This is a genomic window from Pseudoalteromonas sp. 2CM41L, from assembly GCF_023161905.1.
Lineage (GTDB): Bacteria > Pseudomonadota > Gammaproteobacteria > Enterobacterales > Alteromonadaceae > Pseudoalteromonas > Pseudoalteromonas atlantica.
Window position 1 is genome coordinate 87,390 of the sequence record NZ_JALNTN010000013.1, and the last position, 18,927, is coordinate 106,316.

13 protein-coding genes are annotated in these 18,927 nt (G+C 41.5%); 6 read left to right on the forward strand and 7 right to left on the reverse strand.

The features are described 5' to 3' along the window. The first annotated feature begins 12 nt into the window (after positions 1 to 12). Positions 13 to 4,317 (forward strand): pullulanase-type alpha-1,6-glucosidase, encoded by a 4,305-nt coding sequence (gene pulA, locus MTF64_RS14805; protein ID WP_248451834.1) that lies wholly within the window; start codon positions 13 to 15, stop codon positions 4,315 to 4,317. An 86-nt stretch (positions 4,318 to 4,403) separates the two neighbouring features. On the opposite strand, the gene MTF64_RS14810 is transcribed toward pulA, so the two are convergent. Further along, a complete protein-coding gene (locus tag MTF64_RS14810; RefSeq protein WP_248451835.1) occupies positions 4,404 to 5,153 on the reverse strand; it encodes a MipA/OmpV family protein in 750 nt (249 codons plus the stop codon). 226 nt (positions 5,154 to 5,379) lie between these two features. Between MTF64_RS14810 and MTF64_RS14815 the strand changes: the two genes are divergently transcribed. Continuing rightward, positions 5,380 to 5,919: a PH domain-containing protein gene (locus tag MTF64_RS14815; protein WP_248451836.1), complete on the forward strand. Its 540-nt coding sequence runs from the start codon at positions 5,380 to 5,382 to the stop codon at positions 5,917 to 5,919. Here the strand turns inward: MTF64_RS14815 and MTF64_RS14820 are convergent. From MTF64_RS14820 to MTF64_RS14830, 3 genes are all read right to left on the reverse strand, one after another. Continuing rightward, on the reverse strand, positions 5,916 to 7,694 hold the full coding sequence (locus MTF64_RS14820; RefSeq protein WP_248451837.1) for an alkaline phosphatase D family protein: 1,779 nt from the start codon (positions 7,692 to 7,694) through the stop codon (positions 5,916 to 5,918). The genes MTF64_RS14815 and MTF64_RS14820 overlap by 4 nt on opposite strands. A gap of 66 nt (positions 7,695 to 7,760) precedes the next feature. Further along, positions 7,761 to 8,105: a rhodanese-like domain-containing protein gene (locus MTF64_RS14825; protein WP_004589222.1), complete on the reverse strand. Its 345-nt coding sequence runs from the start codon at positions 8,103 to 8,105 to the stop codon at positions 7,761 to 7,763. Continuing rightward, positions 8,105 to 8,293, reverse strand: a complete 189-nt coding sequence (locus MTF64_RS14830) for a DUF2892 domain-containing protein (RefSeq protein ID WP_004589221.1) — start codon at positions 8,291 to 8,293, stop codon at positions 8,105 to 8,107. Before MTF64_RS14830 ends, MTF64_RS14825 begins: the two co-directional genes overlap by 1 nt. A gap of 99 nt (positions 8,294 to 8,392) precedes the next feature. Here MTF64_RS14830 and MTF64_RS14835 point away from each other — a divergent pair, with 99 nt between their 5' ends. Further along, entirely contained in the window at positions 8,393 to 8,701 is a 309-nt protein-coding gene (locus MTF64_RS14835; RefSeq protein WP_024033876.1) for a metalloregulator ArsR/SmtB family transcription factor, read from the forward strand. 6 nt (positions 8,702 to 8,707) lie between these two features. Here MTF64_RS14835 and MTF64_RS14840 read toward each other — a convergent pair whose 3' ends face one another. After that, positions 8,708 to 9,385 carry a nitroreductase family protein gene (locus tag MTF64_RS14840; RefSeq protein WP_248451838.1) on the reverse strand — a complete coding sequence of 226 codons (678 nt, stop codon included), beginning with the start codon at positions 9,383 to 9,385 and terminating at the stop codon, positions 8,708 to 8,710. Between the two features lie 185 nt (positions 9,386 to 9,570). Here MTF64_RS14840 and MTF64_RS14845 point away from each other — a divergent pair, with 185 nt between their 5' ends. Both MTF64_RS14845 and MTF64_RS14850 read left to right on the forward strand, forming a co-directional pair. Further along, complete coding sequence (locus tag MTF64_RS14845; RefSeq protein WP_248451839.1) at positions 9,571 to 10,452, forward strand: ABC transporter ATP-binding protein; 882 nt, start codon at positions 9,571 to 9,573, stop codon at positions 10,450 to 10,452. A gap of 9 nt (positions 10,453 to 10,461) precedes the next feature. After that, complete coding sequence (locus MTF64_RS14850; protein WP_248451841.1) at positions 10,462 to 14,040, forward strand: M1 family aminopeptidase; 3,579 nt, start codon at positions 10,462 to 10,464, stop codon at positions 14,038 to 14,040. Positions 14,041 to 14,318: 278 nt separating this feature from the next. On the opposite strand, the gene MTF64_RS14855 is transcribed toward MTF64_RS14850, so the two are convergent. Both MTF64_RS14855 and MTF64_RS14860 read right to left on the reverse strand, forming a co-directional pair. After that, positions 14,319 to 15,005, reverse strand: a complete 687-nt coding sequence (locus MTF64_RS14855; RefSeq protein WP_054983352.1) for a TorF family putative porin — start codon at positions 15,003 to 15,005, stop codon at positions 14,319 to 14,321. 277 nt (positions 15,006 to 15,282) lie between these two features. Further along, positions 15,283 to 16,446 (reverse strand): hypothetical protein, encoded by a 1,164-nt coding sequence (locus tag MTF64_RS14860; protein ID WP_248451842.1) that lies wholly within the window; start codon positions 16,444 to 16,446, stop codon positions 15,283 to 15,285. Between the two features lie 311 nt (positions 16,447 to 16,757). Between MTF64_RS14860 and MTF64_RS14865 the strand changes: the two genes are divergently transcribed. Next, positions 16,758 to 18,728 carry an AsmA family protein gene (locus MTF64_RS14865; RefSeq protein WP_248451843.1) on the forward strand — a complete coding sequence of 657 codons (1,971 nt, stop codon included), beginning with the start codon at positions 16,758 to 16,760 and terminating at the stop codon, positions 18,726 to 18,728. Positions 18,729 to 18,927: the final 199 nt, after the last annotated feature.

Consider the following 18,927-nt stretch of genomic DNA (forward strand, 5'->3'; position numbering starts at 1 on the left):
GAGCGTTTAAAAATGAAAATTATAACTATGTCTAAATATTTGCTAATAGCCTTAGGGTTAATGATATTAGCAGGATGTGGTGGAACAGATGATGTTGAATCTGGTGAACCATTACTTACCTGTAATGTGCCACAAGTGCCTAATGAAGCGGGGACACAATGTGTCGATCCCGAACCTATATCGTGCCCTGCACCGACAGTACCTGATGAAAATAACGAAAGCTGTGTGGTTGGCGCCGACCCAACCCTGCCAGACCCTGTGGTATTTGCAGGGGAAGGAGAGGCGGTTTTATTTTATAACCGCCTAGCCGATGATAACTACGAAGGCTACCGATTACATTCGTGGAATAACGAAGTATGCGATGCTTATGCACCGCCATTTGATACCAGCGATTGGGCTAACGGCCATGAATACGATGGTATTGACCCTAACTACGGTGCGTATTGGATAATTAACCTTAAAGAGGGTTATAACGAATGTGCCAATTTTATTATTCATATTGGTACAGAAGGCACGGGTAAAGCGTTTGGTGATGTGGATTTAACCATGCCGCTGATGCAAGATGATGAAACCTTTCAACGTATGAACTTTACCATTCATGGTGAGCCTTCAGTGTTTGAATACCCTATTTTAAGTTTGGGCGAACGCGCAGTTGCTATAACAGGTGCTTCAGCGCATTGGATTGATTTAAATACTATTTTGTATAAACCAAGTAACGAGCTTACAAGCCTAATTAAGTTGCATTCATCAGCTACGGCTGAGCTTGAAGTGGATATTGATACTGGTTTAAACGGCGATACTGTTACGCTGCAATCAAGCAGTTTAACTGATGAGCAAGCGGCAAAAGTACCGCATTTAACCACTTGGAACGCATACGAAGGAAGTTGGGATACAAACACGGCTAAAGCGCTTATAAAATCGCAGCTTGTTATTGCCGGTTACGATAGTGAAGGTAAGCTGCTAGAAGCAAGCTATGTGCAAACCGCTAAAGCACTCGATGCCCTTTACACACAAGGCGAAGACGACGCTAACGAAGCTGTACTTGGCGTAACTTATGGCAATAACGCGATTGATGTAACTGTGTGGGCACCCACTGCTAATAACATGGTGCTAAACGTGTTTGATGATGCAAAAACACAAGTGCACTCTATACCAATGACATTAAATACACAGACAGGTATTTGGCAAGCAAGTTTAGATATGCAATACGACCGCCACTACTACCGCTTTAATTTTGATGTTTACCACCCACTGACTCAGCAAATAGAGTCGCTTTGGAGTACAGACCCTTACTCACTCAATGTATCTACCAATGGTTTATACAGCCAGCTGATTAATTTAGCCGATGATGACACTAAACCAGAAGGCTGGGATGAGCGTATCGTGCCTACTATTACTAACCCAGAAGATGCGGTTATTTATGAAGGCCATGTACGTGATTTTAGTGTGCGTGATCAGTCAGTAAGCGAAGCAAACCGTGGTAAATACCTTGCATTCACTGAACTTGAAAGCGTGCCAATGCAGCACCTTAAGCAATTAGCAGATAAAGGCTTAACACACTTTCATTTACTGCCAGTGACTGATATTGGCACCATTGAAGAGGATGCCTCACAGCGTGTGGAAATTACAGACACCTTAGGTAAATTATGTGAGCGTATTAACGATGAAGCTGATGCATGTAAAATCGAAGATAAAAACAGCACCATTGTCGATATTATGCAAAGTTACCTCCCTGGCTCAGATGATGCACAAGCATTAGCCAGTGCGATGCGTGATTTAGACGGCTTTAACTGGGGTTACGACCCGCATTACTTTATAGCGCCTGAAGGCTCGTATGCCTCAAGCCCAGAGGGCATTGCCCGCGTTAAAGAAACCCGCGCCATGGTGCAATCACTGCAAGAAGTAGGACTTCGTGTTGTACTGGATGTGGTTTATAACCATACAACGTCGTCGGGTATTTGGGACAAGTCGGTATTTGATAAGCTAGTACCGGGTTACTATCATCGCTATAACGAAGTAAGTGGTGAAATAGAGCGCTCAACGTGTTGTGAAAATACAGCTACAGAGCATGTAATGATGGATAAGTTTGTTACTGATTCATTGGTTATTTTAGCGCGTGAATTTGGCTACGACAGTTTTAGATTTGATGTTATGGGGCATATGCCTAAATCATCAATATTAGCTGCGCGTGAAGCCGTGCAGGCAGTTGACCCTGATAACTATTTTTACGGTGAAGGCTGGGATTTTGGTGAAGTAGCTAACAATCGTTTATTCACACAAGCTAAACAGGCTGATATGGCAGGCTCAGAGGTGGGTACATTTAACGACCGTATTCGTGAAGCCGTGCGTGGTGGTGCAATGTTTAGCAATAACCCGACAGATGGCAACCTAGCCGAACAAGACACGTTACGGTTATCGCTGGCGGGCAACTTACAAAATTACATTTTAAAAGACTTTAAAGGTAATTCATCTAAAGGTAATAGCTTTACTTGGAATACTCAGCCAACGGCGTATGCACTAGACCCAGCAGATAGCATTCATTACGTATCAAAACACGATAACGAAACACTGTGGGATCAGTTGCAATACAAACATGCATCAAGCATGAGTATTGAGCAACGTGTGCGCGCGCACAACATGGCATTGTCTATTCCACTTATGAGCCAAGGCATTCCTTTTATGCAATTAGGCGCTGATTTACTGCGTTCTAAGTCAATGGATCGTGATAGCTATAATGCCGGTGATTGGTTTAATGCTGTTGATTTAACCAAAGAGAATAATAACTGGAACATTGGTTTACCAAACGCAGAGAAGAACCAAGAAAAATGGTCTGAAATTATGCCTATCTCTGCTAATCTAGATGCACAGGCAATGCCGCAAGACATAGCTTATGCAGGTGATGTATTTAACGAGTTTTTACAAATACGTAGCAGCAGCCCACTATTTAGATTAACCACAGAGCAAGATGTCATTGAGCGAGTGGGTTTTCATAACGTAGGTAAAGCGCAGCAACATGGCTTAATTGTAATGAGCATTGATGATGGCGAAGGACTCACAGACTTAGACCCAGCATTTGACGCGCTTGTAGTGATGATTAACGCAACCGAGCAAACCCTTAGCCATACTATTGCCACTGCAGCGGGTTTTGAATTACACGACGTATTAAAAAACAGTGTTGATGCAAGCATGGCCAGCGCCAATTTTGCCCAAGGCGATAACGAAGGCACATTTACTGTACCGCCCTACACACTAGCTGTTTTTACTAAAAACCAAGGTGAGAGCCAAGGTGTTGGTTTAAGTGCAAATGCGACCGTAGGTGCGCCTGATGTAGTACCTTATGGCAGCACCGCAGTGTTTGTGCGCGGAACTTTAAACGACTGGGGCACACGCGATGCATTTGAATATATTGGCGAGGGTGAATACCGTATAGCAATTGCGCTAAGCGCTGGCGACTACGAATTTAAAATTGCCTCAGAAGATTGGTCTACAGTTGATTTTGGTGCGCTTACTGACGCTGATAAAGATGTAGTTGAAAATCAAAGTGAGCCATTAACGCGCTCAGGTGCAAACATGACCTTCAGCGCTGCCATTGATGCAACCTATGTATTTTCGCTTGATGCTTCAAACCCAGAAAATCCAACGCTTACTTTATATAACGAAGAGCCATTTGTAGGCACGGCTATTTATGTGCGCGGTACGCTTAATGACTGGGGAGTAACCGATGAGCTAAGTTATAAAGGTAAAGGCATTTACACCTTTACTAAAACACTGAGCGCTGCAAGCTATGAATTTAAAGTAGCGTCAGAAGATTGGAGCACGGTTGATTATGGCTCGGCTGAGGGAGATGCCAGTGTAATGGTTGGCACCGCTGAGCAGTTGTCGGTTGCGGGCGCGAATATGACTATAGACATTGCCGAGCAAGGTGAATACCAGTTTATATTTGACGCCAGTGATTTAAATAACGTAACGCTAAAAGTGCTCAACGGCGAAATGTTTGCACAAACACCGGTGTTTATTCGCGGCAGCTTAAATGACTGGAGTACCGATAACCCGCTTATGTACGAGGGTGATGCAATTTACTCTGCTTCTATTGAATTAGAGGTAGGCGACTACGAATTTAAAGTAGCGTCTGAAGATTGGAGCACAGTGGATTACGGTGGAGCAGGCGATACGCCGGTAGTGGTAATTGATGAACTAACACCACTTGAAGCGGTAGGCGCCAACATAGCACTGAATATTACCGAACAAGGTACCTACACGTTTAATGTAATAGGCCCAGATAGAGAAAATGTAAGCATACTTATTAATAAGCAGTAGCAGTTATATTTTCCCAAACCTAAGCCGAGCATAGCCCTGTATGCTCGGCTTTTTTAATGCTTAATTAATGCCTAACAAAGGGGGGATTAAAAACGATAGTTAACCGACATCATCACAGTCGTGGTGTTATCGGTATCAATAATGGGTGAGTCTTCAATATCAGAATCGAGCTGCTTATAGTTAACCATGGCATTTACGTTCCAGTTTTTATTAATGTAATACATTAAAAATAAACCCGCATTGTAGTTAACCGTAGAACTAAGTTCGTAAGGCGCATAGGTGGTAGATTCGCCCTGTGCTACACCATAATAATAGTTAGATACATCACTGCTATTTAGCTCAACACCCACAGAAGGAATGAGCATTAGTTGTTTAGATAATTTAATAGGGTAACTGTAATTGCTTTTAAATTTAGCGCCATCGCCGTGGCCTATTACATCATGGGTAGCACTGGCGCTTATTTTACCAAAGCTTGCAGTGTAGCTAACCTGCGTGCCTGCGTAGAGTGATAGCTTTCTATCGTCTAAGGCTTTTATGGCTGCAAGGTCTGAATCTGAGGTATTAAAGTTATCGCCTGGCTCTAAAACTAATGACCAGTTAAAACCTTGCTGCTCCACTAATTTATAATCAAGCGACAAACCTTTAAAACTAAGCCTTTCGCCTTCGTAAGTAATGATAGGTAAAAATAGCGTTTCACTGTCGGTACCTGCATAAGGTGAGCTGGTAGAAATGACACCGCCCCCTAATGAAAACTGCGACTCAGCTTGAGCAGTAATACTGCCAAGTGCAAGTGTGCCAACTAATAACCGTAGTGAGTTTTGTATATAAGTGTTCATAGGAGCCTTGGTGTTAAGTAAAAAGTGAAAATTGTTTGCGATAAGTAAAGTGTGCCGCAACGCTATTAGGCTTTAGTGTAGCTATATTTTTGATTGGCGTTTGTAAGAGAGTGTATGAAAGTTTATCTGAATGTAAGTGGCTAAATTGCATTGAAGACGTTGATCACATAAGTGAATAAAGGCATACGTTTGATTAGATTAATAAAATGGGAATGAGGATAAACCAATGAATAACCCTATCTTAAAAAGTGCCAGCTTTGATCCCAAAGTGAAGCAATACTGGATGACCATGGCATGCTTTTTTAGTGCCGTTGCATTAGTAACCATTCCACTTATACCTGTGGTGTTATTTGTTGTATGGCTGGTGGCAGGTAAAATTTTGGCCGCTATGTCGGCGCAATTACTCACGCAAAAGCTGGTGGTTAAACGCGGCATTTTATTTAAAGAAGAAAAATCTATACCGCTTGAAAAAATAACCGATGTGGGGCTGAACCAAGGGCCGCTTATGCGCTTTTTTGGGTTATACCGGTTAAGCTTTGAAACTGCAGGGCAGTCGGGTCATGGCGCATTAGTGTCATTACTTGGTGTTGAAAATGCCAGTGAGTTTAGAGAAGCCATACTTGAGCAAAAAGATAACTTAGCTGCGCAAGCCCCTAAAACACAGGAGCTTGCTGAAGATCACCTCAACCAAGCATTACTTGCTCGCTTAGTTGAGGTAGTAGAGCGCATAGATACGCGTTTGGCAGCTTTAGAGGCGAAGCGTTAAGCGTTTTGTAATTGAGCCTGACCTGCCAGCATACTTAGCTCTTTGGTACGGCTTTCAACAACCTGATATTCGCGCGCTTTAATTGTACTTATATAATTCCACTTAGCACTGGCTTTTGCAGGTGTAAATGTAATGGTTAAATAGCCGCGCTCCACTAAATTATTATAAGCAAGGTCATCAACTAATAAGGCAATTACTTGCTCTATTTGCGCTACGGTTTGCGCATCTTGTGTGTTTAGCGCTAAATATTCTTCAAGCCCTGGTGATGAAACCGATGCCGTTGCAAATTCCACCCCAGCATTTTGTGAGGCTGCAATAGGGTTACTGGCATCAGTTTTAAGCTGGCCCGCCCAGCCGTTATGAGTATCTCCGGCTAAAACTACTAAGTTTTTTTGTGCTGCAATAGCGGTGCCTAATAATACTTCTCGCTCGTAGGCGTAGCCATCCCACGCATCAAGGTTATACGGTATGGTGGTTTGAACACGGGCAAGCTCTGCCTCGGTTACACTTGGGTCGCCCGCTAATACACGGCCTTTAATTTGCGCCAGCTCTGCAAATAATACATTGGCCTGTGCGAGCAATTCACTTGGATCGCCTCCGTTTGCCTGAGCACTTTGTAAGCTAGCAAGTAGTAACATGACCTCTACTGGTAAGTGCATTTTTGTCATTAGCACTTGTTGCCCTAACACTTGCCACTGTGTGCTTGAGGTAGTGATTGCATCGCTAAGCCATGTAAGTTGTTCGCTGCCTAATAATGCACGGTCTGTTGCGCCTATTGCTGCAGCAAATGCGCTTTGCCCTGCAGGGGAGGTAAGGTCAAAATCACTATAGTTAAGCTGCTCATCACGGGCTAATACACGGGTATCTAGCATGTATAAAGAGACTAAATTACCAAACTCAAAGCGTCGGTAAATACGTTCTTTGTCGGCTACATTACGAATTGGCATCCACTCAAAGTAGGCTTGTAGTGCATTGAGTTTACGTTGGCTAAATTCGCCTTCACCTTCGTTATGATTTTCTGCGCCTTCGCGCCATGTGTCGTTGGTGATTTCGTGGTCGTCCCACACTGTTATAAATGCACAGTGGCTATGGGCTGCTTGTAAGTCGGCATCGAGGCGATAATTTGCATAGCGTTTTCTATAATCGGTCAGTGCGATAATTTCGCTGCTATTATCTAATGGTAGCAGTCGGTCTAACTGTGCGGCGTCTTCGCTTGCATAACCCGTATTGCTGTATTCGTATATGTAATCACCTAAGTGCAGTACCGCATCTAAATCGCTTTGCTTAGCAATTTCGCCATACACATGGAAATACCCGGCAGGATAATTTGCGCACGATACAACGGCTAATTTCACCTGATCAACCGCACCGACAGGAAGCGTTTTACCTTGTCCGATAGGGGAGGTTTTTCCGTGTGCATTAAAGCGATAGTAATAAACTGTGTTGGCATCAAGCCCTTGTAAATCAACTTTAAGAGTAAAGTCGGTGGTATCACTGATATGTGTTTCACCATCGTGAACAATATTTGTAAAGCTTTGGTCGGTGGCGGCTTGCCATTGTACTTTTAACGATTTAGTTGTTACATCGAGTGGGGTTACACGGGTCCAAATAATTAAGCTATCGCTTAGCGGGTCGCCGCTGGCAACGCCGTGGTCAAAGCTAACGGGAGTGTCGTCATCATCGTCAAAACGACAGCCTGTTAAACCAAGTGATAATACGGCAGCGCCAAATCCTGCTGCCGATGCTTTTAAAAAACTTCTCCGTGTAAATGCCATTGCTTTGTACCTGTAAAGTGTAAAAAGCAAAGTGTAGGCAATTTAGGTTACTTTTTTGTGAAGCAATTAAAAAACTTCACTTACTTGCGTTGCATTACACGTAATAACGGTAACGTTTTCGTAGCCTACGCGGGTTAGCGCTTCTGCACCTAAAGTGGCGCGGGCACCGCTGGCACAATGTAAGTAAATAGGGCGTGCAGCGTCTTTTTCTATTTCCATTAGCTTCATTTCGAGTAATCCGCGTGGAATATTTATTGCCCCTACCGCAGCTACATTGGCATGCTCAGCGGGTTCGCGTACATCAATAAGTAAACCTTTATTTTGTTCTAGCTCTTGCTTTGCTTGCGCTGCATCAATACGGCGTTGGTTAGGTGTGATAATTTTTAGTAAATCAGGAATTGAAGTAAGCATTAGTCTGTAAATCCTCTTTTGCGCAAAAAAGTCATTAATGGGCACCATTTAGTGTAGGCGGATTGCACTAAGTTAATACCAATAAATAACGTTAAAAATTGAAAGTTACTATCAACAAAGTAGCTTAAAAGCACAGAAATTGTAACGGCACTTCCGCCAATTAAGAGTATGGCGTCACTTATTTTCATGAATTGACCTTAATATTAGCTTTTTCTAATGTTAATTATATTAGAACTTACTAATGTAAAAGTCTATAATTAAAACACGCAAAATAATTAAGTATCACTATGAATATTGAACAACTTGCAGAAAACGCTCAGCAGGCAGAGCAATTTTTAAAATTAATGGCAAATAAAAACCGTTTAATGATTTTATGTAGTTTATTGCAAGGTGAACAAAGTGTGGGTGAGTTAAATCAAAATGTTCCGTTGGCGCAGTCTGCTTTGTCTCAGCATTTGGCGAGTTTACGTAAAGCCCAGCTAGTGGCAACTCGCCGTGAGGGACACACAATTTATTATTCGTTAATCGACCCAAAGGTTGAGTCGATTATTACGTTACTTTACGAATGGTTTTGTAAGCAAAGTACGGCTGAGTAATTTGCTTTAAATAAAAGTGGCAATCTCATCAAGCGACTTTTTATCAAGTGCATGGACAGGTACAGTTGCATCGTCACTTGGGTAGCCCGCAATAAGTAACATGTAAGGACGTTCGTTGTCTTTGTCGCGCTTACAAATGTCGGTTAAAAAACTCATTGGTTTAGGTGTATGGGTAAGCGTAGCTAAGCCACAGCGGTGCAGGGCTTGTATTAAAAACCCAGTAGCCAGCCCTACTGATTCGTGCACATAATAATTGGTGTTTTTATCATCCGTATTCACACCGCCTTTTTTTTGACTAAACACTGCAATAAGCCAAGGCGCATGCTCTAAATAGGGTTTATTGGCGTCGGTACCTAATGGTTTTAGCGCATCAAGCCACTCTTCTCCTGCTCTGCCTTCATAAAAAGAGCGCTCTAGTTTTTCGGCGGCCTCTCTTATTTGTTTTTTTACATCGCTACTGTTTATAGCTACAAAATGCCACGGTTGATGATTCGCTCCACTTGGCGCGGTACCTGCTGCTTTTATACAGGCTTCAATTATATTTTTAGGCACAGGTCGGTCGCTAAAGCTGCGAATACTATGGCGGCGCTGGCTGGTTTGTAAAAATTCGGTTGCGCGTTTTAGCATTTCATCGTGAGGGTATTCTATAAAGTCGTTTAGTGGTTGGCTTTGATGTTTTTGCATGGCTTTACGCTTCTTATAAAGTGTGTGTGTGGTTTTTATACCGACTGAATAAATGCGAGGCAAGTATTATTACCTATTGTGTTTATTTATTGTTACAAAATTAACCGCTGCGTAACTTATGTTCCTTTTTTTAATGTGATATAAAAAGCGCAATAAAAAAACTATTAAAATTCAAGGAAGTAAAAATGCTATCAATAACAGGGTTATCTAAAACCTACGATAATGGCGTACATGCACTACAAGGTGTTGATTTATCTATAGGAAAAGGAATGTTTGGGCTGCTTGGGCCAAATGGGGCCGGTAAATCATCACTAATGCGTACTATTTCTACGTTGCAATCTGCCGATTCGGGTTCAATTACTTTTGATGGTATTAATGTTTTTAAAGACCCACAGGCTCTGCGCCAACGTTTAGGTTACCTACCGCAAGATTTTGGTGTATACCCACGTGTTAGTGCTTACGACTTGCTAGACCATATGGCTGTTTTAAAGGGCATTCATAATAAAGGCGAGCGTAAAGAGTCGGTAGAAGGCTTGCTTGCACATACTAATTTATATCAACATCGCTCAAAAGCGGTAAGTGGCTTTTCGGGCGGTATGCGCCAGCGTTTTGGTATTGCACAAGCCTTACTAGGTGACCCTGATTTACTAATTGTTGATGAACCAACAGCAGGGTTAGACCCTGAAGAGCGAAATCGTTTTCATAACTTGCTAGTAAGCTTAGGCGAGCAAAAAGTCGTTATATTATCGACCCACATTGTTGAAGATGTGGCAGAGCTTTGCCCAAACATGGCCGTACTGGCAGGCGGAAAAATACTATTAGAGGGTAACCCCATTGCCCTTACCGATAAACTCCAAGGCCAAATTTGGCGCAAAGCCATGAGCCAAGAAGAAGCACTAGAGCTTGAGCCGCAACTGCCTGTTATTTCAAAACGCTTATTTGCTGGGCAAACCATATTACATGTATTAGCCAATGAAGCCCCTGAAGGTTTTGAGCTCAGCAGTGCAAACCTAGAAGATGTATATTTTTCTACGTTGCTTAATCATCGTAACAGCCAAGTAGCATAAGGGGGCGCTATGTTTTTTAATATGCTCGCGTTTGAGCTGCGCTATTTTGTGCGCCAGCCTTCGTTTTATGTGACCTCATTAATCTTCTTTTTTATGGCGTTTTTTATAAGCTCCAGTAGTAAGTTTCCGCTAGGTGGGGCTAATGTTCATATGAATTCGCCTTATACCATTATGGTTTTAACGGTTACCTTTTGTACGCTTGCTATGTTTTTAGTGGTTAACTTTGTTGCAAGCTCAGCGATTCGCAACAGCGAGACCAAAATGGATGAGCTGGTGTTTAGTAAGCCCGTTAACCCGCTTGCTTATCAATCAGGGCGTTTTTTTGGTGCTTACTTGGTTGTGCTCGTTGTTTTTTTAACTGTGCCACTAGGCGTATTTTTGGGATCTCAGTTTGGCTTGTTGGTTGGCTGGCTTGATAGTGAGCTAGTAGGCCCTAATAAGTTTATATATTACGCTGCGCCTTTTTTATATTTAGCGGTGCCAAGCTTATTGGTGCTCAGTGCTATTTTTAATAGTGTGGCGGTTTATTTTAAAACCATGATGGCGGTATATGTAACGGCCGTGGTGATCTATATAAGTTACCAATTGGCGAGTATCTATTTTGACGATTTAGCGTTTAGAAATATTGTTGTTTACGCAGACCCATTTGGCACTGGGTCGTTAATTGACTTAACCCGTTACTGGACTGTAAGTGATAAAAATACTGAAGTGTTAACGCTTTCGGGCGATTTTTTAATTAACCGTATTTTATGGGTAGCACTAAGTTTAGCGATGTTTTTTGGCCTCGGAAAGTTAGCTAATCGCGTAGTCACTAAAAAACAGAAAAAGCAATTTGCTGTTTCTACGTTTGTAAAAAACAAACAAGCAGCACTTATTAGCAGCGCTAAAAATTACAAGTCAAAAGGGGTCAATACGCAATCGCAATTAGTAATGCGCAGCTTATTTGAGCTTAAGCAGGTTATATTAAGTGCTCCTTTTATGATTTTAGCGGGTGTCAGTATTATTACGTTACTCGCACCACTTTTTGCGCCTATTGGCGCATATGGCACAACAGATTGGCCGCTCACACAAAACATGGTGGGCATTATTCAAAACGCCTCCGCTATATTTATGTTTATTATTATTGCTTATTACAGCGCAGAGCTGGTTTGGCGAGAACGCCACAGTGGTATGGGCGATATTGTTGACAGCTACCCAGTGCATAACAGTGTGTTTTGGGTATCTAAAATTATTGCGCTAATCACTGCGGTTTGTGGCCTTTATTTAGTAGGTATGATGTTTACCATTGCAGTGCAACTATTTAAGGGGCAATTTAACCTAGAGCTTGGCCAGTACTTATTTAGGTTGGGTTACCTTACATTATTGCCTTTAATTATGATGGCTATTTTGGCGTTCTTTTTACAAATAGTTAGCCCTAATAAATACATAGGTATGGGTTTGTTTATTCTGTATTACATTGCTCAAATGGTAATGGGTGCTTACGGGTTTGAGCATCATATGTATCATTTTTCGCAAAGCAGCAGCGTACCGTATTCAGACATAAACGGTTACGGGCATTTTTTACAAGGCGCGCATTGGTATACCCTATATTGGGGCGCATTGAGTGTGTTTTTAGCTATTGTAGGGTTTGCTTTATGGCATCGTGGTCCATCGCAAACATTGCGTACGCGTTTATCTTTAGTGCGTTACAACATGTCTTTAAAAGGCCAGATTGCAGCCGTTATAAGTTTATTGGTATTTGTGGGCGCGGGTTATAACATTTATTACAACACCCGTGTAATAAATGAGTTTGTAACAAGTGATGATAACGAAGCGCTACAAGTAAGGTATGAGCAAGAGTTCTCACAATACAAAGACTTGCCACTGCCTATAATAACTGATGTTGATTTACACATTGATATTTACCCTAAAAAACGTGCTTTAAATGCCGTGGCTAAAATTAAGTTTACCAATACCGCAAACGAGCCAATAACCCGTGTGTTAATTAACGAGCCTAGCCAATCTAAAAGCTGGGATGTAAAAATGGCGGGCGGAAAAATAGTTGAGCGTTTAACCGATTTTGGCATGGTATGGTTTGAGTTTGAACAACCGCTAATGCCTAATGAAGTACGCGAAGGTGAGCTTTCTGTTACTCGTGAACACGACGGTTTTGTTGATAGAGGATCTGATACTCAACTCGTGCACAATGGTACATTTGTAAATAATAGAGAATTATTACCAAATTTTGGTTATCAAAAGTATTTTCAAATTGCGGATAAGTATGAGCGCCGTAAGCACGATTTACCCGAGCTTGAACGTGCACATAAACTAGAAGACAGCCGCTATTATACGCAAAATGAGTTTGGGCCTGCTAATGGCTTTATAAACTACAAGGCAACAGTAACCACTGATGAGTCACAATTTGCTATTACACCCGGTTATTTAAAAAGTGAAAGTGTAAAAGACGGAAGACGTACTTTTGTTTATAAAATGGATGCCCCTATTTTAAACTTTTATTCTGTGCTTTCGGCGGAGCTTGAAAGCAAAAAGGTTGAACATAACGGTGTAAATATTGAGGTGTACTACCACAAAGATCATGCATGGAATGTTGACCGTATGATTGAGTCGGTACAAGACTCAATAGATTACTACACGCAAGCCTTTGGGCCATATCAGCATAAACAGCTTCGTATTATTGAGTTTCCTAAGTATCGCTCGTTTGCGCAAAGTTTTGCTAATACGGTGCCTTACTCAGAAAGTATTGGCTTTAACACAGACTTAAGAGATGAGAGTAAAGTTGACCTACCTTACTATGTAACCGCACATGAAGTTGCACACCAATGGTGGGGGCATCAAGTATCTGGGGCTAATGTAGAGGGCAGTGCCGTTATTTCTGAATCGCTCTCCCAATACAGTGCGCTTATGGTACTAAAAAAACGCTTTGGCGCCGAGAAGCTTCGTAAATTCTTAAAGTACGAGTTAGATAGATACTTAATGGGCCGCACAGGCGAAGCCTTTGAAGAAATGCCGCTGTATAAAACGCAGTCGCAACAATATCTTCATTACAATAAAGGCTCAGTTGCGATGATGGCTTTGTATGACCGATTAGGTGAAGAACGCTTAAATGCCGCACTTAAAGCGTTTTTGAATGAGTTTAAATACCAATCAACCCCATACCCAACTACGCTTGATTTACTTAGCTATTTAAAACAAGACGCAACGCAAGCGGAGCAACGTTTTATTGATGATCAGTTTAAATATATAACGCTTTATGAGCTTGAAATGAAAGCAGTGTCGGTTACAGATGATGTTGATAGCGAAGGTTTTTATACAGTAACACTGAACGTTGAAGCAACTAAGCAGCATGCCGATGGACAAGGTGAAGAAACCGAGCAACCACTTGATGAGCTAATTGATATTGCATTGTTTAGCGATGACCCTGAAAACCTTCTCGCTGAAGACTTTGTGATTTACTCGCAAAAGCATCAAATAGTCTCTGGTACTAATGCTATTGAGCTAAAAGTAAAAGAAAAGCCAGTGTACGCAGGGGTTGACCCGTACATTAAGCTTGTAGATAAAGACAGTAAAAACAACCTAGCTAAGTTTTAACGATTAACGATTAGTAATTAACTGAAAGGCCGCATTTAATGCGGCCTTTTTTGTTTTAGCGAATTACTAATACAAATGCGCAATAAAGCTTAATAAAGCGAATTAGCATATTGGTAAAAAGGGGTAATAGCAGCGAGAAGCTCGGCGATTAACCGAAGTGGGTTATATAGCAAAGTGCTTTAGTAGCTAAAATTAAAAGGCGCTGTGAGTATTTAGGTGCCCTAAACGAGAAAAGGGCCAAAAGGCCCTTAGTGTTGCAGCAAGTAACACATTTTGTTTTAAAGCGTAAAGTCTACAGCGTAGCCTACGTAAACTTTAACATCTGACTCATCCATGTCGGTGTCAGATACGCCAAAAGTAAAACCATCTTTTGATACAGAGATACCGTAATCAATAATATTATCATCGCCTATAAAGTCGCCAGAGTAGTGACCTAAGTGCAGCGCAACCTCAGTACCATTGCTGCCAACAGCAAAGCTGTAATCGGCATTTAGGTATAATGAATCGCCAAAGTCGGTGCCATCGCCATCTGCCGCTGAAGTGGCAAGGATTGCAGCGCCAAAGGTGAAACCTTCTGCGCTGATGCTACCGTAAATTTCAGAGAAATCAGCATCTGCCTCAGAAGCTGCATCTGGGTAAGCGTAATAAATGTAACCTACATCGTAGCTAAATGTGTCGTTAATATCGCCACCAAAACCCGCGTAAACATCAAGCTCGTAAGTCATTTCATCGGCCCATGAAGCATTTGATGCCCAAGTACCTACATAAAAGCCTGACTCGTCAGCGTAATCAATACCGCCAGAAATAGCAGCATCGCCCCCAGTTTGCTCTTGACCACGCCATAAGTAGTTAGACGTAGCCGCTGCGTTTGCTGTTACTTCTGCATGTACGGCTGTTGATGTTAAAGATGTAGCACCTAATAAAGCTATTGCGCTAATTGCGACGGTTTTTTTTAGTTTTAGCATGTCCATTTCCCGTTATATGATTTTTATCGCCTAGGTTTTTATTCTCTTATTGGCAACCCTTTGACTGGCGGTGTTTTATTGTTTAACTGGGAATGCAATTGCACTGTATGTGCCAGCTTAAAATAATTTCTATAAAACTGTTTTTTTACTTTTATAAAACAATATGTTGAGAAGTTTTAGAAGAGGGGATGATTGAGGTGGTTAATTAAAAAACGCACACTGCTGGTGCATAAATTAACCTAACTGCACCAGAAAAATACAGTTAGGTTAGGTAAATTTAGCCAAATATAGTGCGCATAAGACTAATTGTTTCGTTTACTCCGCGGCCTTTTTGTACTTCGCTAATAATAGAGTCGCGTTTGCTACGAATATGCTCGGGAATGTCATCGGCTGCAAGTGCACGGTCTACAAGTATTTCGGCTGACTCTTTACCTCTGCGCTGTGCTTTTCCTGCACTTGTTGTGCTGCGTTTAGGTTTATTTAATAGCTTAATATAATTTGAGTTGTCGGCCGTGCTGGCATCTGCATAGTAAAAAAAGCACGGTAATAACGCTTTTATACTAACTAGTTGCTCTTCTAGTTCATTGCTGCCATTAGCCATTTTAAACCACGACATAGCATGAATGCTTTGTACTATATCTTGCCAGTAGCGCTCAAAGTCGCGATTGTTTAATTTTGTAATACCTAAAGCTGCGCATAATGCATCAAGACGGCTATTACTAATCGGCGTAAACACATCGGGGCGGCGCATTGCTAATAAACGTGTAGCAGGAGCAAGGGTTGGCTTTTCATCGCTACCGTTAAAGGCAAGTAAATAAGCAACAACAAACTGTTGGTAATCAGCTTCGCTCACATCACCTTCAAGCGGGATGTTAGCAAGTGCATCGTCAAACGCGCCAGGTAAGTCGGCTAGCATTTGATGAAAACCCTTTGCACTTTTTGTTGATGCGAACCATTCAACATCAAAGTTATAGGTGCTTGGGTCGAGCGTGGCAGTGTGTTTACCACTAAATGCCAGTAAATCCTCTGGGATCATATCTTTTAGTGCTTGCTCACGAATGCTGTGCAAATACGTGGTAAGGCGAAGCTGTTCGTCCAGTGCAATAAGTTCTTTGTGTTGCTCTACAAACATACTAATAACAGGCCAAGGTGCTACACGTATTGTTTTAAGCTGTAAAAAGCTAATTGCTGAGGTTAGCTGGTCGTGCAGCTTTTTTAAAACTGGCAGTTGTTGTGGCTCTAGTAAATCGTAATTTATACGGTCTTTACTTGCACTTAGCAGCTCATAACACCAGCCTAAAAAATCCTCTGGGTGGTTTTCTACTTTCACGGCCATTAGGTTTAGGCTTAGTTCTGAAGCTTGCTTCAAGATGTTTTGGTAAATTTGACTTTCTTGTTCGCCTAGCGCCATTTTTGACGGTGAAATTAGCAGTTTTTTCATGCCTTGTAGAGTCTCCGAGTAGATACATTTTTTAGCTGCTTTATTTTAGCGCAAATACGCCAATAGCAACAGGGCCGTGCATCATACCTAACAATTCAAGGGATGCAATGTTGTAGGGTTTAATACTTGGTTAGATTTAAACTTGATGAGCTTTACTTTTAGTCACCAATTTCGCAACGTTTACTTTTAAGCATAAATTCATTTCAAATTAAATAAATTACAATAAAGTGCTTTTTTGTCACAACGACAATGATTTTAAAGCTAACACTCGCTATGATAAGAACATTATTTGCACGTTTGAAAGGATGATCATGAAGACCTTACTCAAAATTGTTGGTGTAATACTCTTACTTTGTATTGCGTTAATTATTGCCGCTCCGTTTTTAATCCCAACCGATACTATTTTTAATAAAGTATCTGAACAGGTTGAAAAAACAACAGGGCGCACACTTACTATTAAAGGTGATAAAACGCTTAGTGTATTTCCTGCATTAAAGTTAGAGCTTAACGATGTACACTTTGCAAACATGCAGACAGGCTCGCGCGACGACATGGCAAGTATGGAGCAATTAGCTGTGCATATACCATGGTTATCGTTATTTGGCGGCGAATTCAAACTTGATAAGTTTGTTATTAACGAGCCCAATATTTTATTAGAAACTGATAAAAACGGTAAAGCTAACTGGCAGTTGTTTGATGCTGTAGCAGAGCAGCCGCAAGAGCAAACTCAATCAGGTGAGGCTGTTAAACTACCAGAGAACTTTGATATAGAGTTAGGTGAAGTGGCTATTTACGGTGGTACGTTTACTTACCTAGATGGGCAAACAGGCGCTAAACAACAAATTAGTGACTTGGAATTGGCTATTTTACTTCCTTCACTACGTAAAACACTAGAGATCAAAGGCGGCATTACATATATGCAAGAGCGCTTTGAGCTTGATGTAAAACTTGATACGCCGGCAAAGGCAATTGAAGGGGCGACATTTGAGGTTACTCAAAGCGTAGACTCTCGCTTGGTCGATCTTACTTTTAACGGCAGTATTGCTCGCCAAGGTAAAGATATAAAAGGCGAGTTAGCGCTAAGTGGCGACTCTGTTAAGGAGCTAGCAACTTGGCAAGGGGTAGACTTAAACGCTAAAGAAAATGCATTTAATGCGTTTAGTGTAAACGGTAAAATGCATCTTATAGATGATACGTTTAACTTAGAAGAGCTGATTGCTACCCTAGATGAATTAGAGATTAAAGGAAAAAGTGAAGTAAACTTAGGCAATAAACTAGCGGTTAATGCTGATATAGACCTAGGTATGCTTGATTTGAATCCCTACTTACCGGAGGTAGTCGCTAAGCAGCAAGCGCCGCAAAGCGAAGAACCTAAAGCCGCGCAGCCGATTGTTTGGGACGATACTAAAATTGATTTAAGCGCATTAAATGCACTTAATGCTAATGTAGTTATTCGCTCAAGCGGTTTAAAAGCTAACGATATTGAGCTAGGTGCTAATCAATTTACAGTCGATTTAAATAACAGCGTTGCTAAATTAAGCTTAGATAGCTTTAAAGCATATGAGGGCACTGGTAAAGGGGTTATCAACATAAATGCGCAGCAAACGCCGTATAAAATAAGCACAAATTTTGATTTAGCCGACATAGACGCACAACCGTTACTCACTGATGCAGCTGGCTTTGATAAGCTTATGGGTAAAGGGTCATTAAATTGGAATTTAACCACAACTGGGCAAAGTCAAAAAACCTTCATTAATGCATTAAATGGCAAGGTTAGCTTTGAATTTGCCGATGGTGCTGTTAAAGGCGCAAACGTGGCTGAGATGGTTCGCAAAGGCAAAGAGCTTATTACGGGTAATCTTGGTGCTGTGAGTGAAGGGCTTGATACAGGCTTTGAAGAATCAGAGCAAACAGATTTTTCTGCGCTCACCGGTAGCTTTAACTTTACTAATGGCGTGGGCCATAATAACGACCTATCGCTGATGAGCCCACTTATTCGTATTACAGGTGAGGGCGATGTAGATTTGCCTAAAACCAATGTTGATTATCGCTTAGTGACCGGCATTGTTGATTCGATTGAAGGGCAAGGCACTACAGATGATAGTACAGGCTTTAAAATCCCACTGCGTATAGAAGGCCCATTTCATGACGTTGGCTTTAAGCTAGATGTAAGCAACGCGCTTAAAGATGAAGCAAAACAAAAACTCGATGACGCCAAAGAGAAAGCAAAAGAAAAAGCCAAGGACAAAGTTAAAGATAAACTAAAAGGTTTATTTGGCTAACTATTAAGCCCCACAAATAAATAATTAAGGCGCTATTTGCGCCTTGATTGTTTTATAACCACTTGTAAAATAGCTACATAGCGGTTTTTACTCAGTTTTAATCTGTCCTTCCCTTAAATTAATTAAAAAATAACCTACCACTCACTAGCCAATGCTGGTACAATTGCCCGCCCTTAAGAGACAACTCTGTTGTTTTTTG

Coding starts and splice junctions, on each gene's coding strand:
- pulA (WP_248451834.1), top strand. CDS start 13: ATGAAAATTATAACTATGTCTAAATATTTGCTAATAGCCTTAGGGTTA.
- MTF64_RS14810 (WP_248451835.1), bottom strand. CDS start 5,153: ATGAACACTTATATACAAAACTCACTACGGTTATTAGTTGGCACACTT.
- MTF64_RS14815 (WP_248451836.1), top strand. CDS start 5,380: ATGAATAACCCTATCTTAAAAAGTGCCAGCTTTGATCCCAAAGTGAAG.
- MTF64_RS14820 (WP_248451837.1), bottom strand. CDS start 7,694: ATGGCATTTACACGGAGAAGTTTTTTAAAAGCATCGGCAGCAGGATTT.
- MTF64_RS14825 (WP_004589222.1), bottom strand. CDS start 8,105: ATGCTTACTTCAATTCCTGATTTACTAAAAATTATCACACCTAACCAA.
- MTF64_RS14830 (WP_004589221.1), bottom strand. CDS start 8,293: ATGAAAATAAGTGACGCCATACTCTTAATTGGCGGAAGTGCCGTTACA.
- MTF64_RS14835 (WP_024033876.1), top strand. CDS start 8,393: ATGAATATTGAACAACTTGCAGAAAACGCTCAGCAGGCAGAGCAATTT.
- MTF64_RS14840 (WP_248451838.1), bottom strand. CDS start 9,385: ATGCAAAAACATCAAAGCCAACCACTAAACGACTTTATAGAATACCCT.
- MTF64_RS14845 (WP_248451839.1), top strand. CDS start 9,571: ATGCTATCAATAACAGGGTTATCTAAAACCTACGATAATGGCGTACAT.
- MTF64_RS14850 (WP_248451841.1), top strand. CDS start 10,462: ATGTTTTTTAATATGCTCGCGTTTGAGCTGCGCTATTTTGTGCGCCAG.
- MTF64_RS14855 (WP_054983352.1), bottom strand. CDS start 15,005: ATGCTAAAACTAAAAAAAACCGTCGCAATTAGCGCAATAGCTTTATTA.
- MTF64_RS14860 (WP_248451842.1), bottom strand. CDS start 16,446: ATGAAAAAACTGCTAATTTCACCGTCAAAAATGGCGCTAGGCGAACAA.
- MTF64_RS14865 (WP_248451843.1), top strand. CDS start 16,758: ATGAAGACCTTACTCAAAATTGTTGGTGTAATACTCTTACTTTGTATT.